Origin of the sequence: Spirulina sp. CCY15215, assembly GCF_016888125.1 — a bacterium.
Classification (GTDB): domain Bacteria; phylum Cyanobacteriota; class Cyanobacteriia; order Cyanobacteriales; family Spirulinaceae; genus CCY15215.
Genome location: NZ_JACSWA010000132.1, coordinates 1 through 2,208, shown reverse-complemented (window position 1 = coordinate 2,208; position 2,208 = coordinate 1). Strand labels below are relative to the sequence as shown.

Genomic DNA, 2,208 nt, shown 5'->3' with positions numbered 1-2,208 from the left:
TAAGATATCTTGATATCTTGACGGGTTAAAACCCGTCTCGTTCGACTACCATTGATTAAAATCAATGGCTAACTCTCACTCTCTATTTTTGGGTTTAAATTTTCCCAACTCCTAAACTAAGGCATTTAAAAAGCTAATCAAAATATCTTTACTCTCCTTTGAGCCAAAGATTTTCTTAAAGGCGAAATCAGTTTTAGGGCTAATAAATCTCATAATTGTTGGTTGAATTTAATATGTTTAAATTGTAATTACTTGGCTAGGGAATCAAAAATCAAATTTCGAGGCTAAATCCCAGTAAGATACAATTGTAGAACATAGCCAAGTTTTATGCAGGTAATTTGAGGATGAAGTTAGGAATCCCACACTATTTTAAATATGAATGGGCAAATAAGCAATGAGGCGATCGCCGTTTTAATTCTCGCTTCTCTCCTCGATCGCCTCATTGGAGATCCGTGGAATTTTCCCCATCCGGTCAAGGTGATGGGGGCAATAATTGACTATACAACGCAATTTATTTTCCAATTTAACTTAAGCCAATGGCTTAAACGCAGCCTGGGAGTTTTATTAGGAAGTGGACTCATTCTCGGCAGCGCGATCGCGGCATGGGCGATGGTGTATAGTGCTAATTTGGTTCACCCTTTTTTCGGCATTGCGATCGCCAGTCTTCTCTTGGGAAGTTGTTTTGCTGGACGCAGTTTGCGAGATGCTGCAATTGATGTTTTAGTCCCTTTAAAAGCAGGAAAAATAGACCTCGCACGGGAAAAGTTGAGTCAATATGTAGGACGAGAAACTGCTAATTTATCCGAGGAAGAAATACTGCGAGCAATCCTAGAAACCGTTGCCGAAAATGCCACAGATGGCGTAACTGCACCTTTATTTTATGCAGTTTTAGGGCTATTTTTTCCCCTCGGTAGCGTCCCTCTCTGTTTGGCTTATAAAGCCGCCAGTACCCTCGATTCAATGATAGGCTATCTACGAGAACCTTACACCGATATTGGTTGGTTTAGCGCCAAATTAGAAGATATTTTAACTTGGCTTCCCTGTCGCCTCACAATTCTCACTATTGCTCTGGTATCGGGAAAACCGAGACGAGTTTTATCCCTCTGTTATCGCGATGCACCTCAAGATCCCAGCCCCAATTCTGGCTGGAGTGAATGCGCTTATGCGGCTGCGTTAGGGGTACAATTAGGGGGGGGAAATACTTATCAAGGAGTTGTTAAATATAAACCCTTTTTAGGAGAAAGCGATCGCGCGATCGCGCCAGAAGTTATCCTCACAGCCTTGCACTTAATGCGAACCTGCTTTTTGTTAGGATTGGCATGGGCGATCGCATTATACAATTGGGGGCTTGTTCTTTCTGCCCATTCCTAGAAAAATACTATTGGTCTACATTAAAAATATATCAACATGAAAGCATCAGATATTATGACGACGGATGTTGTCACCATTCGCGGTTCGGCAACTGTGGCAGAAGCTGTTAAAGTAATGAAAGAAAAGGAGTTACGCGCCCTTATTGTTTCCCGTCGCACTGGGGAAGATGCCTACGGAATGGTGACAGAAACCGATATCGCTTATAAGGTAGCGGCTTACGGAAAAGACCCCAAAACTGTTCGGGTTTACGAAATTATGACTAAACCCTGTATCTCCGTCAATCCCGATCTAGGGGTTGAATATATCGCTCGTTTATTCGCGAATACGGGAATTCGTCGCGCTCCGGTGATCCGCGATACACTGCTCGGTATTGTCTCCATTACAGACATTATTACCAAAAGTAATTTTGTTGAGCAACCGAAAGAATTAACCTTAGAAGAAGAGGTTATCAAAGCGCGAGATAGCGCTCGAGCAATTTGTTTTGAAAAGGGTGCAACATCCCCTGAATGTGCTTCTGCTTGGGATATTGTGGAGGAATTACAAGCAGAATTATCTCACCAACGTGCAAAAAAACCCGAACAAACTTATTTTGAAGAGTATTGCGAGGAAAATCCGGAAGCATTGGAAGCAAGAGTTTACGATACTTAAAATTAATTAGTTAAGCTACCTCCATTATCAGGTACTGTAGTGGGAGCGTCTCGCTCCCTAGAGTCCTAATTATGTCAATTTGCAACTTTCAACAATAAAGCGCAGGATTCCCCGCTTGTATGTGAAGCATCAAGCGTGGGAGGAATGCGATACAATCTGACCCCCAATGGGGAGGATTGTATGACTTGG

The 2,208-nt window shown here is 42.4% G+C and carries 2 protein-coding genes and 1 pseudogene; 2 read left to right on the top strand and 1 reads right to left on the bottom strand.

The genetic code is table 11. The features are described 5' to 3' along the window. Positions 1-114: 114 nt before the first annotated feature. Positions 115-213: pseudogene (locus tag JUI58_RS27470) on the bottom strand (PD-(D/E)XK nuclease family transposase); the annotation flags it as partial. Between the two features lie 162 nt (positions 214-375). Here JUI58_RS27470 and cbiB point away from each other — a divergent pair. Then, positions 376-1,371 (top strand): adenosylcobinamide-phosphate synthase CbiB, encoded by a 996-nt coding sequence (gene cbiB / locus JUI58_RS00615; RefSeq protein WP_204101816.1) that lies wholly within the window; start codon positions 376-378, stop codon positions 1,369-1,371. Between the two features lie 36 nt (positions 1,372-1,407). Continuing rightward, positions 1,408-2,019 (top strand): CP12 domain-containing protein, encoded by a 612-nt coding sequence (locus JUI58_RS00610; protein WP_204101815.1) that lies wholly within the window; start codon positions 1,408-1,410, stop codon positions 2,017-2,019. Positions 2,020-2,208: the final 189 nt, after the last annotated feature.

Coding starts and splice junctions, on each gene's coding strand:
- JUI58_RS00610 (WP_204101815.1), top strand. CDS start 1,408: ATGAAAGCATCAGATATTATGACGACGGATGTTGTCACCATTCGCGGT.
- cbiB (WP_204101816.1), top strand. CDS start 376: ATGAATGGGCAAATAAGCAATGAGGCGATCGCCGTTTTAATTCTCGCT.